We start from the raw sequence: 19652 nt of genomic DNA on the forward strand, positions 1-19652 counted from the left end.
CGGTTCGCTTTCGTTGTCCCGGGCCACGGGTCAATTCGAGTCGCAGACTTGGATGAGACAGCCGGGCGTTGCGCCAGGCCTCTGACGCCTCGTTCAGCGCGTTGGCTGTGTTTGTTGCTGTGGCGCGAAGCGCAGCTGATCACCATTCCACATCGGGAGGGCCGTTCATCCTGCAGAGCAGCCGCTCCGGGTGGACGGCAAGCCCTTCAAACGGTGAAACGATTGAGAGAATTAGGGATGCCGGTAAGGCGCGGCGGTACGACGAGACAGGCTGTCTGTCGTTCGACGTCATGCCGGTCGAAAAGAACCTTGAGTCGCTTGCTCCGGACCGGATGCCAGACGACTTCATGACAGCAATCCTTCAAAATCATTGCTGCTTTGTTCATGGCGCTCCGGGCGTCGTCGCTGAGGCAGATATCGTGCTTCTGCATCAGCGAGTTCATCGTATCTGAACAGTTCGAAGATCTCATCGAGCGTCGCAATTGCAGGCTCAATGCCGGCAGTACTCTCCTCGGCGACAATGCGACTGCAGACCTGCCGCATTGCCGCTGTTGCAGCGCGCATGGAGTGATTGGCCCAGATCACCGTGGAAATACCGGCCTTGCGATATGCCGAAACCGGCGTTCGATAGTACTTCGTTGGAACGATCACGACCGGTAACTTGTTCTGCCAGGCCTTGGTGAATGCGAAGATCTCGTCCGCGGCGGTTCTTCGCGAGTGAATAAGGATCGCATCAGCTCCTGCCTCGGCATAGGCGTGGGCGCGGGAGATTGCATCGTCGATTTCGTGGCCGGCGATCAGCGATTCGATACGAGCCACGAGAATCAGATCGTCCGCGACCGTGTCCTTTACGGCGCGCAGGCGGCCTGAGAACTCATCGACGTCGGCAAGGGGATGCCGGTCGCCAAGGAGCGAGTTCGTCTTCGGAAAGCAGCTGTCTTCCAGTGCGACGCCGGCAGCACCACACTGGCGGAGTTTGCGGGCCAGCAAACGGGCGTTGTTGAAGTTCCCGAAGCCGCCGTCCCCGTCGACCAGAACCGGTAGCTGGCCCGAGTCCACGATTCGCTCGACGACCCCGGCGAGCTGGCTCCAGGATGCTTCACTGGCGTCGCGATATCCGAGCGAGGAGGCAATCGACAGGCCCGATGCCCAGAGGCCCTTGAAACCTGCGCGTCCGGCGATTGCGGCGGAGAGCCCATCATGCGCTTCCATGAGGAACGAAATTTCGCTGCTGCAGCAGACCTGCGCGCGCAGCATCTCGGCAAATGACCGGGTGGTGGACCGGATACGGCCGTTGGCGAGGACAGTAGGTGATAGAGCCCGCATGCCAATCCTTGTGCGCTTAGCCGGCCGATGTTCGTCAGTGAAGGTGACATGTGGCTGTCATCTGGATCAATGATCAGCGTTGGTAGTTGACCGCCTGCCCAATTCCGGCCACCGCTCGAGATCCAGGAGTTCTGGCGTGTGGTCTTCAGCTGCACGCGCGAGCCGTCAGTTCACTCGCAGCCCGCGCCCGTCGGGCTGTCGCGCAGGCGGGGCTAACTGGGCTTGTGGAGGCGCATAGCGCCGGAGCCGGGCGGGAGGGCTCCCGTTGATCGGCCTCGCGTCCAGGCAGCGACAGCGTGGTCGTCAGCGGCCGGCTTCCGCTGCCCGCTCCGCAAGTCTTCAGCCGCAATCCCTGTAGATGCGCGGGCAGGGGCGGTCGACTGGCTCCTTCACCTCGTCCCGCCGCTGGCCGGGAACGAGCCGCCCGAAGCCGATGCTTCAGCCGTGATTGCCGCATATGATGCGCTCGATGGTTTCGCTGGCGAACTCGGCGCCAAGCTGGTCAACCGGCAGGTCACTCTGGATGTCTTGTTCCGGTCGCTGCAATCGTACTACGAACGGGCAACCAGCGCTGTAGGCGCGGCGGCTGAACATGCGGCCGGGGCGATGCAAGCCGGGCCGGGCCAAGACCGCATCGGGGGAACGCGCGTCTCGGGCTGAAGCTGCTCAACCAGCAGCATGAAATATAGCGCTACACGAGCCGGTACTGGTATTTCGCTGCCTGCATGGACCGCCCGATATATGTCGCGGCAAGCTGCGGTCTTCCCGCACCCTCGAAGCCCGTGCGGCTTCGGACAGTCCGGATACGTTGCACGTATGGAGGCCGCAGTAACCGGCTGCGCCCAAAGCGCCCGTCACTTCCGGATCCGGCATGGTATAAAGCGTTGCTGGCCAACTCTGCTGCCGGAAGGGCATCCCTGTGCGGAAGAATCCAGACGATCTGTCGCGCCAAACCCGCCGGCTTGCGATCTCTGGTCGAACAACGCATCCAGCTCGCGCGCCATGCCGGCCAGGCACGGCATCGCGGTGCGTTTCCGGCCGAAGCGCCGGCGCGCTGCGCGCCTGCTGCGCCAATGCCGTTTCCTGGAGCGTTGCTTCCCCGGGCGCGCCGGTGCGTGGTCGGGTCCGGTTTTTGCTCTTTGCCGTGCCGGGCTTCGTCGTTACGGGGTTCGTCTTGCAAGTCGTGGCCGGCGCCGGATCTGCCCGGTGGCGGGTCCATCACATGTTCGGCACTTCGTCCTGGAACTACAGGATCCTCGAACACCATCTCGGCATCGAGCGGGCAGGATCCGCAACGCGGGTTGGTGGTGCTCAAAATGATCGAAGACCGTGCTGTTCCGGTCTGCGCTCTCATGCGCTCCGGTGTTTCGCTGCCCGTCTCGCCCTATGCCTGACAGGCAACATGGCGCGACAAAAAAAACTTACCGACGTTTGTCATTCCGGGTATCCAGCCGACGGTGCGGGAGCAGTCCCTGGAAACGTGATCAGCGATCATGTGCGCAATCAGATTGAATATCCTCGCCGACCCGTCAGGAAAAAGACCGCATGCGGTCGGCGACATCGCCTGATCTGCGCTGCACGGACGACGTAGTGACCCACAATCGTAATAAAATCCGGAGAAGCCGGCTGCGTCGGGCGCCGATTGCCGCCCGCCGCCACGAGGCGCGAAAGCCGCACATGGTCCTTTCGGTGTGTCAGGCCGGGGATGGTGTGCCGGATCCGTCCTGACTTCCCGCGCCGGCCTGCAACAAAAGTGAGGTGTGACGGTATCTGAAGCGGAAGCCGGAGCCTTCAGATCGCAAAAGTTGATCATTCCATCGCAAAAGTGCGTGGAACGTTGAATGATTATACGACTGCAACCATAAATCGTCACAGGCCTGCAGTTTCCTTGCGCGTGCATTCACAAGATGCGGGGAAATAGTGCAAATGTCAGGTGCGGACTGGAGATCAGAGCGCGCATATCACGATATCAGGAAAGCCGAGGCGGACGACATAGCCTGGGAGTGGCTACGCCGCGATCGTGAGTATCAAGCAGACTTCAAGGCCCTCGGGAGCAAACAATCCAGCGCGACGGATCACTTCCGACGGAAGTGGGGGCTGACGTTTCGCGGCTGATCCGGAACAGGCGTTCGACCAACAAGCTGTTTTCTGGTCGCCCGAGGCATTGTCGACCGTGCTGACGATCCGCACGGCGATCTGCCCGACTGCGTCCAGGCCGTACGAACTCGATTTCGCCGACCTGGCGGGCTGCGAGCTTCGTGAGGCGCCGGATGGATGGCACGCCATCGTGCCCCTCGGAGGCGCGAGGCATCGGCTTTGGCTGAAAGAACTTCCCGGGCGCGGATCAATGGTTGCCGTTGACTTGCCGCTCGACCGCGACTTCGATCTCCGCTTGCTGGCCGCGCACCGGTTCTGGCTGGCGCTCGAACAGCGTCCTCTTGGGCGGGCCCCTCTCGCTCAATCGACCGGGACCCGGCATCGGCATATCCTCGCTTTGCGTGCAATGGACGGGTGGCTGGAAGGCAACAGCTATCGCAAGATCGCGCAAGGCCTGTTTGGTCATCCCCGCATTCCCGATCGAGGCTGGAAAACGCACGATCTGCGCAGCCGGACCATTCGCCTTGTCCAGACTGGATTGCGTCTCATGCGAGGCGGCTATCGTGACTTGCTCCGTCACAAGCGCCGGGACAGGGACGATACCTCCTGAGCACGCTGACAGGCTGGCTGCTCTGCGCGGCAGCGATGGCGTGGTCGGTCTTCGACCAGCGTCTGCATGGCGTGATCAATTGGCGAGCGATTATGGACGCCGATTTGACACGGTATCGTGGTTACTGGTGCAAAGTCGTCCCTTCTTTCGGGCAAAGCGGTTTTCGTAGGGCGTCTAGGATGCTGACCACAGCTCAATGAACGGGGGGCGAAGCCAGAATGAGACAGCATCGGCCGCCCGCAATGTCACGCGGCAACCAGCCAGGTTTGTCGGACAGTCGAACAACTCCGCGTGCCTGCTGTGCGAAAAGCTATGTCAAGCGAAGATCAAGGCACGTTTCGAGACCTTGCAGCCATGCTATGCTCTCGTCCCATTGAACGGTTCGCGTGTATCCGAATTCTTGCCAACTCCTTGCGCGCTGGCTCCAGTTCAATCAGCTTCAGACCGGAATGCGGCAGGCCGTGTGGGGCAATCAACCTGGAGCGCGCGCTCGGGATCGATGGATCAATCGGCCGTCTGGCGAGGTGAAATTCGGGCTGATCATTCTGAGCCGACAGGTGCGCGGAAGCAGGACTGTTCATCCGTCGCGCAGACCACCTTGTCGTTTGAAGCAGGATACAATCTGAGAGGAAGGGTCGTAGGCCGTGGCAGTTGATCGTCGAACCTTCGCTCTGGGCGGGTTTTCTGCGCTTGTGGGCGGATATGCGCTGGTTCAACAGGGACGGACCGCGCCGGCCCGGAGCGCCGTCATCGCAGGCTATGTCGCCCCGTGGAAGGCCCGGGCAGGCGGTCCAGGCATCAGGACGATTCCGGTTCGCGAGCTGACCCACTTGATGTATGCGTTCGGTACCGTTTCGACGGAGGGACTGGCCGAACTTGCGGATCGTTGCCTTGACGCGGGAGCCTGCGATGGAATCTCGCTCTCGAGTCCGCTCGGCGGTAACTTCGCCCAACTCGCCGAATTGAAGCGGGACAATCCGCAGCTTCGGATTCTGATCTCGCTGGGCGGTTGGAATGGATCGAAGTATTTCTCGGCCGCCGCTGCCATGCCGCTCTCTCGCGAGCGGTTCGCACGATCCGTGATCGATGCGTTCTTTCGGCCCTATCCTGGCCTGTTCGATGGTGTGGACATTGATTGGGAGTTTCCCGTCTCGGGAGGACGTGCGGAAAACCTGGTGCACCCTGAGGATCGTCCGAATTTCACACTCTTGATAGCGGAATTGCGCCGACAGCTTGACGAGTTTTCTGCATCGGAGCACAGGGAGTTGGAGCTTACCATCGCTGTGTCGGCCGTTCCCGACAAGATTGTCAATCTGGAGGCGGCCGCCCTGGCCCGGCTGGTCGACCGGCTTCATCTGATGGCCTATGACTATCGCGCCGGCTCGGCCTTTGCCGGCTTCAACGCTCCGCTGTTCGCCTGCGCCGGCGATCCAGATCCTGATCTCAATGTCGATGCAAGTGTGAATGCCTTGATCCGGGCCGGCGTACCGCCTGCCAAGGTAGCGCTCGGGGTAGCTTTCTATGGCCGGGCTGTTGCGGACGTTCCGCAGGAGAACGGGGGGCTGTTCCAGAAGGGCGCGGCGGCGAGCGAGGAGTGGGGAGGGAGCGACGGCATCGATTATCGGGATATCGTTGCCAGGCGACCGGAAGAGTTGGGCTTTCGCCGGTATTGGAGCGATGAGGCCCAGGTGCCTTGGCTCTATGACGCCGAACGGCGCATATGGATCAGCTACGACGATCCGCTCTCCATCGCACGAAAGACGATGTACGCGGCGGGCCGTGGACTCGCCGGGATCATGATCTGGGACCTGTTCGCTGATGACGGTTCGCTGCTCGCGGCACTCCGCGTCCTTCCCGGAGGAACGCCCGAATAGCATTGTGGTCATCGCGTCACGCTGAAGCACGTTATCGAACGAAGTCAGCCGCGGAATAAAGGGCTGTGAGATCAGGGCCACGCCGGTTGAAACCAGCAATGTCGGAATCCGGCAACAGGCGGCATCGTTTCGAGAGGCACGCTGGCGGCAATGCGCGTCGTCTTCTGCCGGGATGCGACATAGGCACAGAATTGCGGACCGGTGTGGCCCTGGGCGGCGAAGTTGTAGATCCCGGCGGGCTGCGTCAGGCGGATCAGATGACGGTACCAGTGCATTTGGCAGCTTGCTTCTCTCCCCCGAAAATCAGGAGTGCGCGGAGGCGCACTTCGCCGGCGACAGATTGGAATGAGGACTGCGAGACCGGAAAAAGACAGCTTGAATCTCACGTGGCGTGAGCCTGTAGGCTTTGAGGCTATGAGAGAAAACGACACGCGGCGCAATGAATCATCTGAAAATAACGAGCTTCACGCTTCTCTTTTTCGACGCACCACGCGTGAGGACATCGTCGCGGTGCGCCGCTCGAGTTCTCTTTGAGAGGCTGCGCCCGTCGCTCAAGCGCGTCGGAAGTCCGAGGCGTTTGTGTTTGCGGGCAACACGTTTCTGTCTTCCACTTGCTGAACTGCTCGCATGCGGCGTCCCAGGCCGGCGCACGCGCGAGTTCGAGTTGTGCCTGCATGACGAGGGGCGGAGAGTTTTCGAATGCGCGACTGCGAAGGGGGATCGGTGACTTCTTACAATTTTCTCTTCGCCTCGTGGGGCACGTTGGGAAATCTCAGTCCGCTGCTTACGGCGGCTCGCCGATTGCGCCGTCATGGTCATCATGTCCGGGTGATCGCCGATCCGGCGATGCGGACAGAAGTCGAGGCCGCTGATTTCGAATTCGTGACATGGCGTCGCGCCCCGAAGGGGCGGGCCGCGGATCCAACGGATGTCTCGGACCTGCGAGATCGCATGCGCAGGGTCGTCTTCGAGCCTTGCTCTGCATACGCGGCCGATATTCGCGACGAGGTTGGCCGCGTGCCAACAGATGCGGTCCTCGGTCTCGACCTCCTATTTGGCGCGGCGGTCGGGGCGCAGGCATGTGGCGTGCCTTTCGCGTTTCTTTCGCCTCACGTCAGCATCCGGATTCTTCCGGGAATGCCGCCTGCGACTTCCGGATTGGGGCAACCGAAAACGCCCGCAGAGCGCGCCAAAGTCCGAGCAGCCTCCGCCGCGCTCGCTGCGGCGATGAATGCGTCCCTTCCTATCCTCAATAGAGCTCGCGTCGATTTCGGCCTTCCTGTTCTTTCGGACGCTATGGACTTGTTCGACCAGGCTGATCGAGTTCTGCTGGCAATCAGCCAGGCCTTCGACTTCGAGGCAGACGCCCTTCCGGGCAGTTTCCGTTATATCGGTCCCTTGCTCGATGTACCGAGCTGGTCAAGGTCGTGGCAGGCTCCCTGGTCTACGCGACCCGATTGTCCCCGCGCGGTGATCACCGCGGACGTGGAACCGGTAGATTAAATGCTTTCAAGTGTTTCGTTGCAATTTTGTACAAAAGTACATATTTTTCATCAACTTACGGCAATTCAAGATTATGACTCAGGGTAGATAATGTAATCAAGACAACCTTTCCTTTGACGCGGGGCGGCCAATTTGGTGTACTGTCCTCAGTCCCAGGACAGAGGACGGCTGGATGGACGGGATGAAGAGTCAGGATTTGGTCGTTCTTTTGAAGCTCGTCAGCCTTCAGGAAGGGGAAAACGAGCCCACGCCGGGACAGCCTCAGCTGCGCTTTCAGGGCGATGATCCGTATTCAGTTCGCAACTTGGAAGCGCTTCTGGGAATCAGCAAGACGGAAATAAACGCCTCAATCAAACGAAGCCTCTCATCGGGACTTGCGATCAAGGACCGGAATACGGGGCGGGCAAATCCCAATCGCCGCGATCTGAATAATTTTATCATCCATGGCATGAAATTCGTTTTTCCGGCAAAGCCCGGCGCCATGACGCGCGGCATACCGACGGCCTTTGCAGCACCTATGCTTAAAAGCCTCTTGGTCAGCGGAGGAGAATACATCTACGTGTGGCCGTTCGCGGACGGACACAACATCGGGCAATCGGTTACGCCATTGTTTAAGAGCGTGCCGGAAGCTGTTCAAAAAGATGATCGGCTGTACGAATATCTGTCACTCATCGATGCGATCCGGCTCGGCAATCAGAGAGAGGCAGGCCTGGCCGGGGAACGTCTTTCCGAAAGCCTTCTGAAAAAATGACTACCGTCAAAGGTCAATTGCTTCAAATGCTCCAAACGGTCGCTACGGCGCTGGGCAGCGCACTTCGCGAACGGTTGGTGTTTGTGGGGGGATCCACGACTGCTCTCTTTATCACCGACGACATCACCCTTGAGGGTGTCAGAGCGACGGACGATGTCGACCTCATCGTCGATCTCGTAGGGTTTGCAGAATGGACGAAATTGCAGGACGAGTTGCGACAGAAGGGATTTGCGGAGTCGCAGGACGATACGGTCATCTGCCGGATGCGCCTTGGGGATCTCAAAGTCGATTTCATGCCCGACGACGAGGATATTCTCGGATTCAGCAACCGCTGGTATGCGAAAGGGATAGAGACGGCGGTTACGGTGCCCCTTACCGATGAGCTGAATATCAAGCGTCTCAGCCCGGAATTGTTTGTAGCCACAAAGCTGGAAGCCTATCTCGGGCGTGGTCAGAGTGATTTGCTCGCGAGCCGCGACCTCGAAGACATCCTTCTCGTCATCGACGGCCGGAACGAGGTGGTGGCGGAAATCCAGCAAGCCGATGCCGACATACGCCAGTTCATTGCCGAGCAATTCGCGCCGCTACTCGAGCATCCCGACTTTGATCATTTTCTTGCCGGCAACATCCGCGGCCCGGAAGGGCGTATCGACATCGTCCGTGAGCGCTTCGTAATCGTAAGCCAATGCGCTGGTGACTGAGATGGGAATCGACGTCAGTTGGCTCAGCCAAGCCGGTACCAGGACCAAGTACAATCGAGATTGTGGAGGGGTCGGCATACGTGCTGAGGAGGCTTTATGCGTGGTTATGGATGGTTCAACAAGCGGTCACAATAGCGGAGAGTTCGCCCAGCAGATTACGCAGGAGCTGATAAATTGGTATATCGCCGCCGATGGGAAGTTGACGGCGGAAACGCTTACTGCGCGCTTGCGACAGATTCATGAGATCGTGGCCGAAGCATACCCTCAAGCTTCTGCCAGCTATATGATCGTGAATATCCGGCCCGACGCGACTCTTGCTCTGTACGCCGGCGACTGTTTGCTGGGACGGCGTAACGCGAAAAGGGGCATTGAGTGGCTGAGCCGGCCACACACGCTTGCCAGCGTAACCGGCGAACATCCATTGCGTCAATAGCCGACCGTCCCGCGCGTCATCTCCTGACACGTAGTTTTCGCGCCAGGGAATTTTGCTTCCCGAGGCCATGATGCCCAAAGGCGAAGGCGAGTTGCTGATAGCTACCGACGGATTCTGGGCAGACCTAGGTCCCGGCGAACAAATCCGCTTCATGGATGAGCAAGACGTTCCCGTGGCAGCCGAAGGTGACGACCGAAGTCTCCTCCAATTCCGCCTCACAGGCAGCCCGCGAGATAGTGATATTCGCGGTCACCATGACAATTTTTACGTGAGAAGTACCTAAGCAGAGCATCTGACTTGCTGATTCGTGCGGAAGTTCAGGCATGACAAACAAAATAGTGCGCCGAAATCTAAAGAGCGGGCTGTTTGCTTTTATTGACCTCCTTGGCTTTTCGGCTCGCGTGGAAGCAATAATCAACGAGGAGCAGCTGCGCGCCCTCGATGACGAAGTTGTACACGTTCAAAACGAGTTCGAGCATAAATCTACTGACAGATTCATCCGGGAAGAACACAAGATCGTCGGCAAGACGGTTCTCGCGTTTTCCGATTGCCTTGTTATTTCTGTCCCTCTGCACTCCAAGGTCGCCGATTCTGAAGGGACTTTCGACCTACTAATGAGCGAGCTGACTAGCTACGCCTGGGCCCAAGGCACTTGCGTGCTTCGCGGCATCTTCCTTCGTGGAGGCGTTGACCTGGGGTTTTGGTACCGGCGAAAGGACACCCTCATCAGCCCGGCGCTGGTTCGTGCCTACCGGCTTGAGCATGCCGCGTGCGTTCCCATGATTGCCATCACGCCCGATCTCCAGACTTATCTCTCCGATCACCCGCATCGCAAATACTACAGCGATGATGTCGATCCGACCCCGAAAACGCTGATGCAGTATAGCAACCTTCCGAATGGCCAGACCCAATGGTTCATCAACTACCTTCGAATCTGCTTGGACACGATTGAGCCTACGATCAGCGGTGAGGACCGAGATCGATATCAGGCGGAAGACCAAGACGGTCGGGATCGTATGCGCACCGAAGCTTGGCAGAACGCGTGTCGAGACTGGGCGAGGCAGCACCGCAATGCAATTTTGAGCGCCTATGCGTCTGCAGGGAATGACGAATCCGTGCGCGCCAAATATGCTTGGCTTTTTCGCTACCATAATGAAGAAATTGGACGCTTCTTTGGAGAAGAGGCGCAGGCGCTCTCAATAAGCCAAGATGAGTAAGCTAGATTGTGAGCCTGCCCCTGAATTAAAGTCATCGAAGGCTAACATGACATAAGCATAGCAATGCTCGGCATTCTGGCCGGTCCACGCTACCAGCTCTGCTGGTTTAGGATGTGACGATTCAAGCGGAATGGCAGCCCGTTCTGACACCTTAGAGGCTGACCGGAAATTAAAGTTGGGTGATTTCAGCAGGTTGTGATTCTTCGAGGTGTTCGAAGCCATCGGAGAAGCAGATGACCTGGACCGAAATCACCCGCTGTCAGCATGACAGACGAGCGCTGCGCTATGCAAGCGATTGTACGGATGCGGAATGGGCCTTGATCGAGCTGTTGATGCCAGGGCGGAGCAAGGTGGGTCGACCGCGCAAGACCTGCATGCGATCGGTATGGGATGCGATCCAGTACATTGCGACGACGGGATGCCAATGGGCGCTTTTGCCGAAGGATTTTCCTCCCTTTACGACGGTCCAGTACTATTTTTATGGCCTGCGCGACAGCGGGGTGTTGGACTTGATCAATGACGCCTTGGTTGAAATCGCGCGCAGGCTTGCTGGACGGGAGCCGCAACCAACGGCGGCGATCATCGACAGTCAATCGGTCAAGATGACCGAGAGCGGTGGGCCGCGCGGCTTTGATGCGGGCAAGAAGATCAAAGGTCGCAAGCGTCATATCGTCACCGACACACAAGGAAATTTGCTGAGCGCCATCGTGCACCCGGCCAATGTTCAGGATCGGGACGGTGCGCCGACCGTCGTCACTTTGGCGTGTGCGAGCTACCCGACTATTGCGCACTTGTTTGCTGACGGCGGCTACGCCGGCGAAAAGCTTGAGAACGCGCTCCGGAGAATCGACGGGCCCACTATTCAAATTGTCAAACGCCCGGATGAGGCAAAAGGCTTCGTTGTTGTTGCCCGACGCTGGGTCGTCGAACGAACGTTGGCATGGCTTAACCGCTGCCGACGTCTTGCCAAGGATTGGGAGGCCTCCGTCACCTCGGCTGAAGCATGGCTCCTTATTGCGTCAACTCGACAACTGGTCCGCCGCATCGCCAGATCGGCCAACGTCAAGTCATGAATTTTGAGTCAGACTCTTAGAGGCTGACCGGAAATTAAAGTTGGGTGATTTCAGCAGGTTGTGATTCTTCGAGGTGTTCGAAGCCATCGGAGAAGCAGATGACCTGGACCGAAATCACCCGCTGTCAGCATGACAGACGAGCGCTGCGCTATGCAAGCGATTGTACGGATGCGGAATGGGCCTTGATCGAGCTGTTGATGCCAGGGCGGAGCAAGGTGGGTCGACCGCGCAAGACCTGCATGCGATCGGTATGGGATGCGATCCAGTACATTGCGACGACGGGATGCCAATGGGCGCTTTTGCCGAAGGATTTTCCTCCCTTTACGACGGTCCAGTACTATTTTTATGGCCTGCGCGACAGCGGGGTGTTGGACTTGATCAATGACGCCTTGGTTGAAATCGCGCGCAGGCTTGCTGGACGGGAGCCGCAACCAACGGCGGCGATCATCGACAGTCAATCGGTCAAGATGACCGAGAGCGGTGGGCCGCGCGGCTTTGATGCGGGCAAGAAGATCAAAGGTCGCAAGCGTCATATCGTCACCGACACACAAGGAAATTTGCTGAGCGCCATCGTGCACCCGGCCAATGTTCAGGATCGGGACGGTGCGCCGACCGTCGTCACTTTGGCGTGTGCGAGCTACCCGACTATTGCGCACTTGTTTGCTGACGGCGGCTACGCCGGCGAAAAGCTTGAGAACGCGCTCCGGAGAATCGACGGGCCCACTATTCAAATTGTCAAACGCCCGGATGAGGCAAAAGGCTTCGTTGTTGTTGCCCGACGCTGGGTCGTCGAACGAACGTTGGCATGGCTTAACCGCTGCCGACGTCTTGCCAAGGATTGGGAGGCCTCCGTCACCTCGGCTGAAGCATGGCTCCTTATTGCGTCAACTCGACAACTGGTCCGCCGCATCGCCAGATCGGCCAACGTCAAGTCATGAATTTTGAGTCAGACTCTGAGAGGCGTTTTCATCTTCGGGCTTGATAGTGAAAGTAAGCCGAGGCCCTATCTCTCCGAGGTCGTAATGCGCCCGCCCCATCCATGGCTCCAGGACAGCCCGGAGATGGTCCAGAATTGGGCCCACGGGGCCTTCCGTCGTGCGCGTGAGATCTATGTCTTCCGAGTACCGATAGGCGCTTGGGAAGTGCAGCTTGTTTAGAGCGGTGCCTCCGCGGAACCGCAGCTCTTTCTTCAGATAATCATCCTTGAAGATTTCAACGAGTGCCCTGGATATGATGAGGTCTTGCTCGACCTGTCGATCTTCGGGCCATGGAGCTTTTTGACTCCATGCAACGATGTTCATGGCTGGAATCATTGATCGAGCTCCGGACGGCGATGGACCAGCACGTTCCAGCGTGTGTCACGTTCCGGCGGCTTGCGGGTCTTGCTACTACGCTTGGAAGGATCGAGTTCGACCCAGGGCAGCAGTTTTTCGTTTTGCAGGTAGGCGTGAAGTGACTCGGCTGCCTGGCTGTGTTTGACGTAGTCGAGCAGGTATCCGAGGCGCTGGATAACGGACCGCTCAAAGGCGGGTGCCAATTTCTGGAGTTCGTGCGCCTTCATTTTAGCCCCGAGATCAGAAAGGACAGTGGCAATGCTGTCTATCGTTCCGGTCACATGCATATAGCGCAAAAGGTCGAGCCCAGTGAGTTCGGGCGACGATAGCTTGAAGCGGCCAGTATCGGTCTTGTGGTCAACGATCGCTCCCGAAAGAGCGCCTATTTCCTTTCGATAGAAGAAGGAAAGGATCGAGCGGCCGGCGCGGATTTTGGGCATCCGTTTGTCGGTTACGATTTGGAATTGCATGACCGCCTGGTGGGACGCGCCGTGTATCTCAGCCGCCTTGAGCAATCCGACATAATATGGGTGCCCCTCGTGTTCCATGAGATCGTCGATATACCACTGCGGCGGTGGAGCACCGCGCACCAGGTACTGTGGAGGGACGACGACGTAAAAGCCGTGCCGCGGATTAAGAAGCTGCCCTTTCTTCTGCAGGCGTTTGGCGGCGGCCAGGAAGCCCCGCGAAGTTACCTCCAGTTCGGCGATCGCTTCGTCCCGCGTAAACGAGATCCGTCCACCGGCGAGCAGATCCGTTAGATAGGAAGCGAGAGTTCGGCGGCTTCGAAGCATCATGTATAAATATACCCAGAACGTAGGTATTTTTCAACACAAAGCTATGTTATAAAATCCATAGAAAGTGGTGTTTTTCATACATGGGACTGTACCGATTCCGGTGCCTTACAGTCGTTCCTTCGCAGGACCAAGCCTGTCCCGGCCCAACAAAAATCTCCCGGAAGGCCTGTTATCCGCGTGCCCCGAGTTGGCGGCCACCGGGAGACCGCAATGAGCATTATAACTGGTGACTTCGTTACAGTGCGCGCTTAGATTGAGCAGGAAAATATTCGTAGTTTCGGAAACGATTTGGAATGCCGCTTTCGCTAAAGCCGTCCAGTGCTACCGAATGCAATTTTTCTGGATGGTCGATTAACAAGAAAAGCCGTGCCAAGCTGTTGAAGTTATCGCCTACCCGTATTTGCGACAGGAAGAAAACGCTCAGCGCGTGATCAATGCCTTGTAGCCGCGCCGACGGGCTTCAAAAGGCAAGCGCGGACGTTCTTGAGAGAGCCTCAGAAATCTGCTTCTCGAAGTTCCGACATGGTCCGGCATCGGCATGTTGAACTCCAGCGCGGGCAATCAAGCGCTAAGCGTCCCGCAGGACAGTTACGCTCATTCTGATTCCTCGTCAGCTTCTCGAAAGCCAAGCCTTGTAGCGAGAACGTGTTTATCCAGCTCCGGCATTAGCTAATCGTATCTGTCAAAGGAGATGGGATGGATCCGTTCAACAAGCTCAACCCATTCGAGGCCCCAGATGTCGATCGGGCGTACTATCATGGGCTGGAAGAGCAGCAGGCGGACGAAGCGGGGTTTCCGCAGCACCTGAACGAGTTGCATCCGCACGAGCGCCCGCCCTCCAGTTCAAATAGGCTCGGCGACGCGGACGTTGTGTCGAACAGAGATGCGGATCCTTTGGGAATGCCGCATGAGGGTCGCGTCGGACAGGGCACCTCGCGGTTGCCATCGGATCCGCCAGCCTTCTCTGGACAAGGGATCAATCAACATGTGCTTTTTACGGCCGCGGATCGCGGTGGCCAGTTGCCAGCCGGCAGTTTCAGTCTGCCGGATTATTGGCACGGCATGGATGCGGCTGCCGATTGGCCGACGCATAGTGTCGGTCAGGAGGAGCATTCGTGGGCGGAGGCCAGTGACGTGGCGCCGGAGTGGGCAACGACCCCAGCAAATCCTTGGCAGCAAAATCTCGGGGCAGCAATTCTCGGCCGACGGCCCCTGCGAGGTGATGGCAATACCTCAACAGGAGGCGGCCGGCTCACCCCGGCCGCAGCGCAGTGGACCGAAGCATTGCATGACACACGGGCCTCTGGCCCTGCAGGCGGTGCGGCGGACTTCGAAGGCTCCGTCCTCAGGGAATCGCGGCTCGACCAGATCTTGGACAAATGGGCCTGCGATGAGCGGCAGGCGGAAGGCGAGGATCGGCAAGAGGCGGTAAGACGAATAATAGCCTGGGGCGAAACTGGCGACGTCTATGCAGGGCTGGAGCTGCAATACTTAGGCCTGACGACATTGCCCGACACCCTTCCGCCCGGGCTCCAATCGCTCAACGTGAGCGACAACGAGCTTGTGCACTTGCCTGACACTCTCCCGTCTGGACTTCGGACGCTCGGCGCCAGCAACAACCGATTGACTCGCCTGCCCGACGCCCTCCCGACGGGACTCCAGTCACTCGTCATCGGCAGCAACCAACTGACCGGGCTGCCCGACACCCTCCCGGAGGGGCTTTCGACACTCGCCGTCAGCAGCAACCGGCTGACCAGCCTGCCCGACACCCTGCCGGTCGGGCTCCAGGACCTCGATGTCCGCGGCAACCTGCTGACCAGCCTGCCCGACGCCCTCCCGAGCGGACTTCAGTTGCTTGCCGTCGGCGGCAACCGGCTGACCAGCCTGCCTGATACCCTCCCGCCCGACCTCCAAGAGCTCGAAGCCGATGGCAACAGGCTGACCAGCCTGCCCGATGCTCTCCCCGCCGAGCTCCAGTTGCTCTTCGCCCGCGATAACCACCTGAATAGTCTGCCCGAGACACTCCCGCCCGAGCTCCAGAGACTCCACGTCAGCGGCAACAGGCTGACGAGCCTGGCCGAGACCCTCCCGGCCGAGCTCCAGGTGCTCGAGGCACGCGACAACCGGTTGATCGGCTTGCCGGAGACCCTGCTAACCCAGCTAGGTTCTGGGTGCATGGTTTATGTGGATGACAATCCGCTGCCCGAGCAGGTGCGGACGAATTTGGCGGGAGCTCTGAATGCCCCGAACTATGCTGGCCCGCGGGTCTTCTTCTCGATGGGCGGGGGAACGGCGGTGGATCAGGAACGGCCACTAGCCGAGGCGGTAGCGGACTGGTTGAAGGGCGAGCCGGAGGCGATCGCCGCCTGGCAGAACTTCGCCGACGAGGCGGGTGCCCCAGCATACGCGCTCTTCCTCGACAAGCTGCAGAAGACTGTGAATTATGATAATCCCGAGTTCAGACAGGCGGTGGCCGAGGACCTGCGGCAGGCAGCGACCAGGCCGCCATTGCGCCAGCAGTTTTTTCAGCTGGCTTTCGGGGCGAGCGAGACCTGCCAGGATCGCATCACCCTGACCTGGAACGGCATGCAGACCGCACGTCTGAAGGCTGATGTCGAGGATGGGGCCTATGACGATCGGCTCGGTGAACTCATCCAGCAGGCGCGGGTCCTGTTCCGCCTGAACGCGCTCGATCCGATCGCCCGTCAGAAGGTCAACTCGCTCCGGTTCGTCGACGAGATCGAGGTCTATCTCGCCTATCAGGTCAAGCTACGTGATCGGCTGGACCTGCAGCTCATCGCGCCGGACATGCGGTTCTATGAAGTCTCCTACGTCACTGAGCACGATCTCACCGCAGCCGAGACGCAGGTGCGCAATCAAGAGGAGGCGGGGTTCGCCGACTATCTGGCAACTCACTGGCAACCTTGGGAGACGGTGGTGAGCCGGATCGCCCCCGAAGCCCATGCACAGATGCAGGTCCGGCTCAGGGAGGCGATGGACGAGGAGTTTCCGAGCCGCCTTGAGCAACGGCTCGCAGATCATCACCTAACCGGAGACAGCGAGGCCGAGGTGCAGTTCGGAGCCCAGATCCGCGAGGAGATCGCCCGCGAAATTAAGGGCGCGCTGATGCGCCAGGTGCTTGGGGACCGCGGGCTTGAACTGTGAGCGGCCATCCGATTGCGAGGGGCGTCGATCTTGTTTCCACCCGCCTCTCGCTACGTCATGTTGTTTTCGGATGCCGTCGCACCGACGGCGCGGCTCCCGAGAGAGACCAGTGTGGTTTCACACACCTTAAGGACGAGTGGAAGAAGATCACGGGGCCATTGGAGCGCAACAAGGAAAAGCCGCTGCGCTTCCTGCGCTATTTCATCATGGCGAATTACAAGGTGAAGAACGAGCGCCGGGACGGTGTGGTGCGCGAAGACGAGATTTACGACTGGCTGATCGACAAAGACAATGCCGAGCTGTGCGGCTACCGCAGCGATTCGTTCGGCTTCGTCCGTAAGATCATTCGCAGCGTCGAGCGCTACATTGGCGTCACCGAAGGCCGTGGTAATGACGGCGCGTCCAGCACCGCCATGGACACGCTTCAGCAGCTTTGCGGCGCGGCATTCAGCTTGCACTATGTGCTGCTGGCAGCCGCGAACTTTCCCAAAGCGCTGTTCGATCACTTCGTGCGGCAGCTTGAAAGTTTCCTATTCTATTACATCTTCACCAAGACTCCGACAAAGGATCTGGAGCGCAATTTCTCGATATGGGCGGACGAACTGCGCGAGATCGCGGAAATCGCCGATGCGAAGGCGCAAAAAGCCAAGCTCAACGGGTTCGTGGCAGAACGGCTACAAAAGAACATGGTCGGCAAGGATGCCGAGCTGGGCGATACGCTCAAACGATACACACTTGGTTCGATGCAGCAGTACCGCACGCGCTATTTGCTGGCCAAGCTGGCGCAGCATGTTGAAATTGCCTTCAAGGGCATGAGGGGGCCCGGCGGCCTTGGCGAATTCACCGCGCTCGAGATCGAGCACATTCTGCCCGACACGCCGGAGGCCGATCTCCGCCAGTCCTTCACCGCCGCCAATCCCGGCAAGCGCTACACAAAGTAAAGCTTGGGAACGTGACGCTCTTGGAAAAGCCGATCAACATCGTGGCGAGCAACGGATTCTTCGAGAAGAAGAAGCCCGAATACGCGAAGTCGGGTAATTAGTCGTCCGTGAAGATCGGCTAAGCGATTGAGGCAGAATCGCATTTGCTGGTGTGGACTGTTTTTGGATTGCAAGGTTTTGATGTTTCGAGCCTCGGAACCTTGCAATTTCATTTTCAGGATTCAGTCGAATCGCCAGTCATGATTCCGTGGTCGCGTCGGAGGTGACGATGCGACCGAAGAAGCAAAGGACGACGGGATCTGGCGATCTGTTCCGGGCCAGGCTGGACCAGATCATCAACATGAAGCACGAGCTGGTTCAGCTCGCCGGCAAGGTCGATTGGGACTGGATCGACGGCGAGATCGCGCCGCTCTACAGCGAGAACGGTCGGCCGGGGATCGCGACCCGCTTCGTGATCGGGCTGCTGCTGCTCAAGCAGATTTACGGCCTGTCCGATGAGGGGGTGTGCGAGCGCTGGGTCCACGACCCGTATTTCCAGTACTTCACCGGCGAAGAGTTCTTTCAGCACGCGTTTCCGCACGAGCGCTCGGACCTGAGCCACTGGCGCAAGCGGCTCGGCGACAAGCTGGAGCTGTTGCTGGCCGAGAGCCTGCGGGTGGCGCACGAGGCCGGCGCGTTACGCAGCCAGGACCTCAAGCGGGTCACGGTCGATACCACCGTGCAGCCGAAGGCCATCGCCTTCCCGACCGATGCCAAGCTGCTGCACGCGGCGATCAGGGGGCTCAACCGCCTGGCGAGGAAGCACGGGGTCAGGCTGCGGCAGTCCTATCTTCGCATTGCCAAGACCGCGGCCATGATGGCGGGACGCTACGCCCATGCCAAGCAATTCAAGCGGCATCAGCGGCAGTTGCGTATCCTGCGCAGCCGGCTGGGCCGGATCATCCGCGATATCCGCCGCAAGATCGAAGGTCAGGCCGTGCTCGAGAACGCGTTCGCCCTCCCGCTCGGCCGGGCCTCGCAGATCCGCTCGCAGCAGCAGCGCCAGCGCGGCTGGAAGCTCTATTCCTTCCACGCCCCGGAGGTGGAGTGCATCGGCAAGGGCAAAGCAGCCGCGCCTTACGAGTTCGGTGTCAAAGCCTCCATCGTCACCAACAACCGCCGTGCTCCCGGTGGCCTGTTCGTGCTGCACGCCAGGGCGCTGCCCGATAACCCCTACGACGGTCATACCTTGCGCGACGTCATCGACCGCACCGAGACACTCACCGGCTGCGCGATCGAGCGGGCCTATGCCGACAAGGGATATCGCGGCCACGACGCACAGAACCCGCGCCGTGTCTTCATCTCCGGCCAGAAGCGCGGGGTCTTCGGTATCATCAGGCGCGAGCTGCGCCGCCGCTCCGCCATCGAACCCATCATCGGACACCTGAAGACCGATGGTCACCTCGGCCGCTGCTACCTCAAAGGCCGCGCCGGAGACGCCGCCAACGTCATCCTCTCAGCCGTCGGCCACAACTTCCGCCGCATCCTCGCCTGGCTGAGGGGTCTTTGGCGCCTCTTCCTGGCCACCCTCATCGCAGCCATCAGCGACCGTTCACCGCTGCAATCGGCTTCTTAACGGACGACTAATTATCTCACGCGCAGCATCGTGGCCTTGAGCCCGGTCGGGAGGAATTCGTCGATCACGCGCATCAACGAAAAGTTGCAAGCCTTTGAGAACTGTTCGGCGAACGATATCGAACAACGGCGGGACATGCTGATCGCGCTTGGCAAAGACGTATGGCGCACGTCGCCGATCGACGTCAGCTAAAAAGCGTCAGGGGCGGCTGCGAG

20 protein-coding genes are annotated in these 19652 nt (G+C 59.4%); 16 read left to right on the forward strand and 4 right to left on the reverse strand.

All coding sequences use genetic code 11. The features are described from left to right. Positions 1 to 345 precede the first annotated feature (345 nt). Positions 346 to 1257 (reverse strand): phosphoenolpyruvate mutase, encoded by a 912-nt coding sequence (gene aepX, locus ACE10X_RS10920; RefSeq protein ID WP_018270127.1) that lies wholly within the window; start codon positions 1255 to 1257, stop codon positions 346 to 348. Between the two features lie 513 nt (positions 1258 to 1770). Between aepX and ACE10X_RS10925 the strand changes: the two genes are divergently transcribed. From ACE10X_RS10925 to ACE10X_RS10940, 4 genes are all read left to right on the forward strand, one after another. Continuing rightward, on the forward strand, positions 1771 to 1986 hold the full coding sequence (locus tag ACE10X_RS10925) for a hypothetical protein (protein WP_018270128.1): 216 nt from the start codon (positions 1771 to 1773) through the stop codon (positions 1984 to 1986). 1266 nt (positions 1987 to 3252) lie between these two features. Continuing rightward, positions 3253 to 3441, forward strand: a complete 189-nt coding sequence (locus tag ACE10X_RS10930) for a transcriptional regulator domain-containing protein (RefSeq protein ID WP_038379271.1) — start codon at positions 3253 to 3255, stop codon at positions 3439 to 3441. Between the two features lie 58 nt (positions 3442 to 3499). After that, positions 3500 to 4033, forward strand: coding sequence for a DUF2285 domain-containing protein (locus ACE10X_RS10935; protein WP_244436062.1), 534 nt, complete (start codon positions 3500 to 3502; stop codon positions 4031 to 4033). A gap of 644 nt (positions 4034 to 4677) precedes the next feature. Next, the gene (locus ACE10X_RS10940; protein WP_080583616.1) at positions 4678 to 5907 is read left to right on the forward strand and encodes a glycoside hydrolase family 18 protein; all 1230 of its coding nucleotides are present in this window, start codon (positions 4678 to 4680) and stop codon (positions 5905 to 5907) included. A gap of 71 nt (positions 5908 to 5978) precedes the next feature. Here the strand turns inward: ACE10X_RS10940 and ACE10X_RS10945 are convergent, their stop codons facing one another. Beyond that, entirely contained in the window at positions 5979 to 6182 is a 204-nt protein-coding gene (locus tag ACE10X_RS10945) for a hypothetical protein (RefSeq protein ID WP_018270132.1), read from the reverse strand. Between the two features lie 424 nt (positions 6183 to 6606). Here ACE10X_RS10945 and ACE10X_RS10950 point away from each other — a divergent pair, with 424 nt between their 5' ends. From ACE10X_RS10950 to ACE10X_RS10980, 7 genes are all read left to right on the forward strand, one after another. After that, entirely contained in the window at positions 6607 to 7410 is an 804-nt protein-coding gene (locus tag ACE10X_RS10950) for a glycosyl transferase family 28 (RefSeq protein ID WP_041482739.1), read from the forward strand. Positions 7411 to 7591: 181 nt separating this feature from the next. Then, complete coding sequence (locus tag ACE10X_RS10955) at positions 7592 to 8161, forward strand: hypothetical protein (protein ID WP_038388479.1); 570 nt, start codon at positions 7592 to 7594, stop codon at positions 8159 to 8161. Then, the gene (locus ACE10X_RS10960; RefSeq protein ID WP_038388475.1) at positions 8158 to 8862 is read left to right on the forward strand and encodes a hypothetical protein; all 705 of its coding nucleotides are present in this window, start codon (positions 8158 to 8160) and stop codon (positions 8860 to 8862) included. Before ACE10X_RS10955 ends, ACE10X_RS10960 begins: the two co-directional genes overlap by 4 nt. Before the next feature lies 1 nt (position 8863). Continuing rightward, the gene (locus tag ACE10X_RS10965) at positions 8864 to 9295 is read left to right on the forward strand and encodes a hypothetical protein (protein ID WP_051003347.1); all 432 of its coding nucleotides are present in this window, start codon (positions 8864 to 8866) and stop codon (positions 9293 to 9295) included. Positions 9296 to 9618: 323 nt separating this feature from the next. Then, positions 9619 to 10512, forward strand: coding sequence for a hypothetical protein (locus ACE10X_RS10970; RefSeq protein ID WP_038388476.1), 894 nt, complete (start codon positions 9619 to 9621; stop codon positions 10510 to 10512). A 233-nt stretch (positions 10513 to 10745) separates the two neighbouring features. After that, positions 10746 to 11585, forward strand: a complete 840-nt coding sequence (locus tag ACE10X_RS10975) for an IS5 family transposase (protein WP_259245116.1) — start codon at positions 10746 to 10748, stop codon at positions 11583 to 11585. 98 nt (positions 11586 to 11683) lie between these two features. Beyond that, complete coding sequence (locus ACE10X_RS10980; protein ID WP_259245116.1) at positions 11684 to 12523, forward strand: IS5 family transposase; 840 nt, start codon at positions 11684 to 11686, stop codon at positions 12521 to 12523. Here the strand turns inward: ACE10X_RS10980 and ACE10X_RS10985 are convergent. After that, entirely contained in the window at positions 12518 to 12886 is a 369-nt protein-coding gene (locus ACE10X_RS10985; RefSeq protein ID WP_244436094.1) for a nucleotidyl transferase AbiEii/AbiGii toxin family protein, read from the reverse strand. The two genes, ACE10X_RS10980 and ACE10X_RS10985, sit on opposite strands and share 6 nt — an antisense overlap. Positions 12887 to 12894: 8 nt before the next feature. Beyond that, complete coding sequence (locus ACE10X_RS10990) at positions 12895 to 13716, reverse strand: type IV toxin-antitoxin system AbiEi family antitoxin (protein ID WP_028344355.1); 822 nt, start codon at positions 13714 to 13716, stop codon at positions 12895 to 12897. 696 nt (positions 13717 to 14412) lie between these two features. Between ACE10X_RS10990 and ACE10X_RS10995 the strand changes: the two genes are divergently transcribed. From ACE10X_RS10995 to ACE10X_RS11015, 5 genes are all read left to right on the forward strand, one after another. Further along, positions 14413 to 16881 (forward strand): NEL-type E3 ubiquitin ligase domain-containing protein, encoded by a 2469-nt coding sequence (locus ACE10X_RS10995; RefSeq protein WP_028344356.1) that lies wholly within the window; start codon positions 14413 to 14415, stop codon positions 16879 to 16881. Further along, on the forward strand, positions 16878 to 17822 hold the full coding sequence (locus tag ACE10X_RS11000; RefSeq protein ID WP_202948954.1) for a hypothetical protein: 945 nt from the start codon (positions 16878 to 16880) through the stop codon (positions 17820 to 17822). The genes ACE10X_RS10995 and ACE10X_RS11000 overlap by 4 nt, the downstream gene beginning before the upstream one ends. An 11-nt stretch (positions 17823 to 17833) precedes the next feature. Next, the gene (locus ACE10X_RS11005) at positions 17834 to 17923 is read left to right on the forward strand and encodes a hypothetical protein (protein ID WP_304498977.1); all 90 of its coding nucleotides are present in this window, start codon (positions 17834 to 17836) and stop codon (positions 17921 to 17923) included. Between the two features lie 167 nt (positions 17924 to 18090). After that, positions 18091 to 19437, forward strand: coding sequence for an IS5 family transposase (locus ACE10X_RS11010; RefSeq protein ID WP_026191834.1), 1347 nt, complete (start codon positions 18091 to 18093; stop codon positions 19435 to 19437). 30 nt (positions 19438 to 19467) lie between these two features. Continuing rightward, entirely contained in the window at positions 19468 to 19629 is a 162-nt protein-coding gene (locus tag ACE10X_RS11015; protein ID WP_304498978.1) for a hypothetical protein, read from the forward strand. The last annotated feature ends 23 nt before the right edge of the window (positions 19630 to 19652 follow it).

Source organism: Bradyrhizobium sp. Pha-3, from assembly GCF_042258325.1.
Classification (GTDB): Bacteria; Pseudomonadota; Alphaproteobacteria; order Rhizobiales; family Xanthobacteraceae; genus Bradyrhizobium; species Bradyrhizobium elkanii.